Source organism: Shimia biformata, from assembly GCF_016888515.1.
Lineage (GTDB): Bacteria > Pseudomonadota > Alphaproteobacteria > Rhodobacterales > Rhodobacteraceae > Shimia_A > Shimia_A biformata.
Genome location: NZ_JAFEJK010000006.1, coordinates 1 through 5,973 on the forward strand (window position 1 = coordinate 1; position 5,973 = coordinate 5,973).

At 53.6% G+C, this 5,973-nt stretch carries 3 tRNA genes and 3 rRNA genes; all 6 read right to left on the reverse strand.

The features are described from left to right. Window positions 1-126: 126 nt before the first annotated feature. Window positions 127-203, reverse strand: a tRNA-Met gene (locus JQ863_RS19245). Between the two features lie 51 nt (window positions 204-254). Further along, a 5S ribosomal RNA gene (gene rrf, locus JQ863_RS19250) occupies window positions 255-369 on the reverse strand. A gap of 135 nt (window positions 370-504) precedes the next feature. Beyond that, window positions 505-3,370 (reverse strand): 23S ribosomal RNA (locus tag JQ863_RS19255). 514 nt (window positions 3,371-3,884) lie between these two features. Continuing rightward, window positions 3,885-3,961: transfer RNA gene (locus JQ863_RS19260), tRNA-Ile, on the reverse strand. Between the two features lie 21 nt (window positions 3,962-3,982). Beyond that, window positions 3,983-4,058: transfer RNA gene (locus tag JQ863_RS19265), tRNA-Ala, on the reverse strand. Between the two features lie 156 nt (window positions 4,059-4,214). Then, window positions 4,215-5,677: ribosomal RNA gene (locus JQ863_RS19270) — 16S ribosomal RNA — on the reverse strand. The 16S, 23S and 5S rRNA genes sit together here with 3 tRNA genes alongside, the layout of an rRNA operon. Window positions 5,678-5,973: the final 296 nt, after the last annotated feature.

The window sequence follows — 5,973 nt, forward strand, 5'->3', positions numbered from 1 at the left end:
ACGTGTCCCGTTTCCGCGGGATTCGACCAACTGTTTTTCGAGGTGGTGTCCGCTTTGGGGGATTGCTGGGTTTTGGCGTGTTGCCCAACGAACAAAGCCGCCCTTGGGCGGCTTGTTCTGTGTATTTGGTTGCGGGAGCAGGATTTGAACCTGCGACCTTCAGGTTATGAGCCTGACGAGCTACCGGGCTGCTCCATCCCGCGCTATGGGTATTGTATCGTGATTGAGAGATACGTGTTTCAGGATTTTTCTAGGTTTGGCGGTGACCTACTCTCCCACGTCTTAAGACGCAGTACCATCGGCGCAACAGTGCTTAACTTCCGGGTTCGGGATGGGACCGGGTGTTTCACTTGCGCTATGACCACCAAACCGAGGAAAATCCTGAGATAACGACTTTTGTTGCCCTACCGCGCGGAGCGCTACTTGAGGGCGAACTGTCCAAGTCAAGCTGGTGTATGACTTTTTGTTCCAGTTTTCAGATGATTAGTCTGTCTTTTACTGGATCAAATCAAGCCTATCGGGCCATTAGTACCGGTCAACTGAACGCATTGCTGCGCTTACATCTCCGGCCTATCGACGTGGTGGTCTACCACGGCCCTCAGGGATACCTTGTTTTGAGGGGGGCTTCCCGCTTAGATGCCTTCAGCGGTTATCCTGTCCGATCATAGCTACCCTGCACTGCCGTTGGCACGACAACAGGTCCACCAGTGGATCGTTCACCCCGGTCCTCTCGTACTAGGGGCAACTCCTCTCAAGTATCCTACACCCACGGCAGATAGGGACCGAACTGTCTCACGACGTTCTAAACCCAGCTCACGTACCTCTTTAAACGGCGAACAGCCGTACCCTTGGGACCTGCTCCAGCCCCAGGATGAGATGAGCCGACATCGAGGTGCCAAACACTGCCGTCGATATGGACTCTTGGGCAGTATCAGCCTGTTATCCCCGGCGTACCTTTTATCCGTTGAGCGATGGCCCTCCCACTTGGGACCACCGGATCACTATGGCCGTCTTTCGACTCTGCTCGACTTGTCAGTCTTGCAGTCAGGCTGGCTTCTGCCATTGCACTCAACGAGCGATTTCCGACCGCTCTGAGCCAACCTTCGCGCGCCTCCGTTACGCTTTAGGAGGCGACCGCCCCAGTCAAACTACCCGCCACGCAGGGTCCCGGATCCGGATAACGGACCGCGGTTAGACATCAAGCAGAACAAGGGTGGTATCTCAAGGAAGGCTCCACAGGAACTGGCGTCCCTGCTTCAAAGCCTACCACCTATCCTGCACATGCTGTGCCTGATGCCAGTGCGAAGCTGTAGTAAAGGTGCACGGGGTCTTTCCGTCTAACCGCGGGAAGCCTGCATCTTGACAGGCAATTCAATTTCGCTGAGTCGATGTTGGAGACAGCGGGGAAGTCGTTACGCCATTCGTGCAGGTCGGAACTTACCCGACAAGGAATTTCGCTACCTTAGGACCGTTATAGTTACGGCCGCCGTTTACCTGGGCTTCAATTCGGAGCTCTCACCCCTCCTTTTAACCTTCAGGCACCGGGCAGGCGTCAGACCCTATACGTCGTCTTGCGACTTCGCAGAGCCCTGTGTTTTTAGTAAACAGTCGCCACCCCCTGGTTTGTGCCCCCAGCCAATACTTGCGTAGAAACTGGGCCTCCTTCTCGCGAACTTACGGAGGTATTTTGCCGAGTTCCTTCAACATCGTTCTCTCAAGCGCCTTGGTATGCTCTACCAGTCCACCTGTGTCGGTTTAGGGTACGATCTCATGGAGGGCTATTTCCAGGAACCAATCAGCGGCCCACCCAATCCGATAAGGGTGAACAACCTTCATGATCCGTCACATCCTCCTGGCCCAGGAATATTAACCTGGTTCCCATCGACTACGCCTTTCGGCCTCGCCTTAGGGGTCGGCTTACCCTGCTCAGATTAGCTTTAAGCAGGAACCCTTGGACTTTCGGCGAGAGTGTCTCTCACACTCTTTGTCGCTACTCATGTCATCATTCTCACTAGTGATCTCTCCACCGGATGGCTCACGCCCCGGCTTCATCGAAAGGACTTTATCTTGTGCTACCGCCCGGAGGGCTACTTGAGCACGAATGCTCAGCAACTCTCAGTGCGATAATAAAGATAAGTCCTATGTCACACTACGCTCTGCTACCACGCACTTACGTGCATCCTCGGCTTCGGCTCATGGCTTGAGCCCCGTTACATCTTCGCCGCAAGACAACTTATTTAGACCAGTGAGCTGTTACGCTATCTTTAAAGGATGGCTGCTTCTAAGCCAACCTCCTGGTTGTTTTGGTCGTCTCACCTGCTTTCCCACTTAGCCATGAATTAGGGGCCTTAGCCGGAGGTCAGGGTTGTTTCCCTCTCCACTACGGACGTTAGCATCCGCAGTGTGTCTGCCATACAGTACTTCTCGGTATTCGGAGTTTGGTTAGGATCAGTAAGCCTGTGGGGCCCCATTACCCATCCAGTGCTCTACCCCCGAGAGTATTCATATGACGCTCTACCTAAATAGATTTCGCAGAGAACCAGCTATCTCCGAGTTTGATTGGCCTTTCACCCCTAGGCACAGCTCATCCCGATCTTTTTCAACAGATGTGGGTTCGGCCCTCCAGTAAGTGTTACCTTACCTTCAGCCTGGCCATGCCTAGATCACTCGGTTTCGGGTCTAATGCATCTAACTCAGTCGCCCTATTAAGACTCGCTTTCGCTGCGCCTACACCTAACGGCTTAAGCTTGCTAGATACACTAAGTCGATGACCCATTATACAAAAGGTACGCCGTCAGCTCGCAAGGAGCCTCCGACTGATTGTAGGCGTTCGGTTTCAGGTACTGTTTCACTCCCCTCGTCGGGGTGCTTTTCACCTTTCCCTCACGGTACTGGTTCGCTATCGGTCAGCAAGGAGTACTTAGCCTTCGAGGGTGGTCCCCCGATCTTCAGACAGGATTTCACGTGTCCCGCCCTACTTAATACATCCATCAGAGCTTCGAATACGGGGCTGTCACCCGCTATGGCCATGCTTCCCAACATGTTCTTCTCACTCATCTGGCTTGGCTGGTCCCCGTTCGCTCGCCGCTACTAGGGGAGTATCATATTGATTTCCTTTCCTCCGGGTACTTAGATGTTTCAGTTCCCCGGGTTTGCTCTTAAGACCCTATGTATTCAGGTCTTAAGTACCTGGTTAAGAACCCTATTAGCTACCGAAGTAGTAATAGAGAACTTTCAGGTGGGTTGCCCCATTCGGAGATCCAGGGATCAAAGCCTATTCTCGGCTCCCCCTAGCTTATCGCAGAGTATCACGTCCTTCATCGCCTCTTGCTGCCAAGGCATCCACCAAACGCCCTTCTCGCGCTTGATTTGATCCAGAAAGAGACAGACTGGCTTGATGTCCTACCGCTGCGCTACTTGAGGACGTTTGACCGCCCGCAACCAGTGTCGCGATAAAACCCAGTTCGTCACGGCACGCACGCTGGCAAGAATGCACGCCTCTATTTCTGAACCAAAAGTCATACTTTCCCGCCCTTTCCCCTGGAACCCATGCTGCCGATGTCGGTCGGCCCCACATGGAGGAAAAAGGACAATGCGCAACCGCTTGGTTGCGCGGGTTAGTGTACTTGACTTGGACAACACTGTTCGTTTCGGACTGCATACTCGGCGGACGGGCGAGGAAACACCCAATTCCGCAAGCTTGCCGCGGCCGAAGCCTTGGCACAGACCCGAGGTAACCACCCACTCGTGGCACCAACAGTGTCGTTATTGTATCTCTTCACGATGTCAGTAAGTGTGCCCCACCGCCTTGCGGCGATGTCAGGACGTATGTCCGATTGGACGGTTAAGAACCAAAACTGGTGCTTAACGATCAAATCGAAGAATGGTGGGTCGAGGAGGACTTGAACCTCCGACCTCACGCTTATCAGGCGTGCGCTCTAACCACCTGAGCTACCGACCCATTCTCTTGCGAGCCGGTCAGTGGTGGAGCCTAGGAGGATCGAACTCCTGACCTCCTGAATGCAAATCAGGCGCTCTCCCAGCTGAGCTAAGGCCCCATGCCTGGAACCCCGCGTAGTCTACCACGCAGGACCTAGCTTATTCTGAAGAGATATGAGGACGGCTCAATTTCTTGGAGTTTGATCAGCTTTGATTGCTGATCTTGCTAAGTGTTTCACGAGATTTGCGAACAAATCTGCCAGAAACATCCTTAGAAAGGAGGTGATCCAGCCGCAGGTTCCCCTACGGCTACCTTGTTACGACTTCACCCCAGTCGCTGATCCTACCGTGGTCCGCTGCCTCCTCGAAAGGTTAGCGCACGGCCGTCGGGTAGAACCAACTCCCATGGTGTGACGGGCGGTGTGTACAAGGCCCGGGAACGTATTCACCGCGTCATGCTGTTACGCGATTACTAGCGATTCCGACTTCATGGGGTCGAGTTGCAGACCCCAATCCGAACTGAGACAGCTTTTTGGGATTAACCCATTGTCACTGCCATTGTAGCACGTGTGTAGCCCAACCCGTAAGGGCCATGAGGACTTGACGTCATCCACACCTTCCTCCCGCTTATCACGGGCAGTTTCCTTAGAGTGCCCAGCATAACCTGCTGGCAACTAAGGACGTGGGTTGCGCTCGTTGCCGGACTTAACCGAACATCTCACGACACGAGCTGACGACAGCCATGCAGCACCTGTCACTAGGTCCCGAAGGAAGGCTCCATCTCTGGAGTTGTCCTAGGATGTCAAGGGTTGGTAAGGTTCTGCGCGTTGCTTCGAATTAAACCACATGCTCCACCGCTTGTGCGGGCCCCCGTCAATTCCTTTGAGTTTTAATCTTGCGACCGTACTCCCCAGGCGGAATGCTTAATCCGTTAGGTGTGACACCGAACAGTATACTGCCCGACGTCTGGCATTCATCGTTTACGGTGTGGACTACCAGGGTATCTAATCCTGTTTGCTCCCCACACTTTCGCACCTCAGCGTCAGTATCGAGCCAGTGAGCCGCCTTCGCCACTGGTGTTCCTCCGAATATCTACGAATTTCACCTCTACACTCGGAATTCCACTCACCTCTCTCGAACTCTAGACTACCAGTATCAAAGGCAGTTCCGGGGTTGAGCCCCGGGATTTCACCCCTGACTTAATAGTCCGCCTACGCGCGCTTTACGCCCAGTAATTCCGAACAACGCTAACCCCCTCCGTATTACCGCGGCTGCTGGCACGGAGTTAGCCGGGGTTTCTTTACCAGGTACTGTCATTATCATCCCTGGCGAAAGAGCTTTACGACCCTAAGGCCTTCTTCACTCACGCGGCATGGCTGGATCAGGCTTGCGCCCATTGTCCAAGATTCCCCACTGCTGCCTCCCGTAGGAGTCTGGGCCGTGTCTCAGTCCCAGTGTTGCTGATCATCCTCTAAAACCAGCTATAGATCGTAGACTTGGTAGGCCATTACCCCACCAACTATCTAATCTAACGCGGGCCGATCCCTCTCCGATAAATCTTTCCCCCGAAGGGCGTATAAGGTATTACTCACCGTTTCCAGTGGCTATTCCTTAGAGAAGGGCACGTTCCCACGCGTTACTAACCCGTCCGCCGCTCACCCCGAAGGATGCGCTCGACTTGCATGTGTTAGGCCTGCCGCCAGCGTTCGTTCTGAGCCAGGATCAAACTCTCAAGTTGAAACATCCGAAGATGTATCCTTGACGTTCGAACCTCTGCACATCTCCAATACTTCGTGACCACTTAGGGGGCGATCACTATCTCCACCCGGCTAGGAACAGAGACGCATTGGAAGTCATCTGTTTGATTGTGCTCCAGGTTTCATCAGAAACCGAAAGCCACCCAAACAGTGAAGCTGACACCGATCATCAGATCCATAAGACCCTCCCGGCGTTGATATGCAAACGTCGATCCGTCGAAAAACGAAACCAAACCGCCCACATATCTCTTCAGATATTCAACAATGTCAAAAAGCG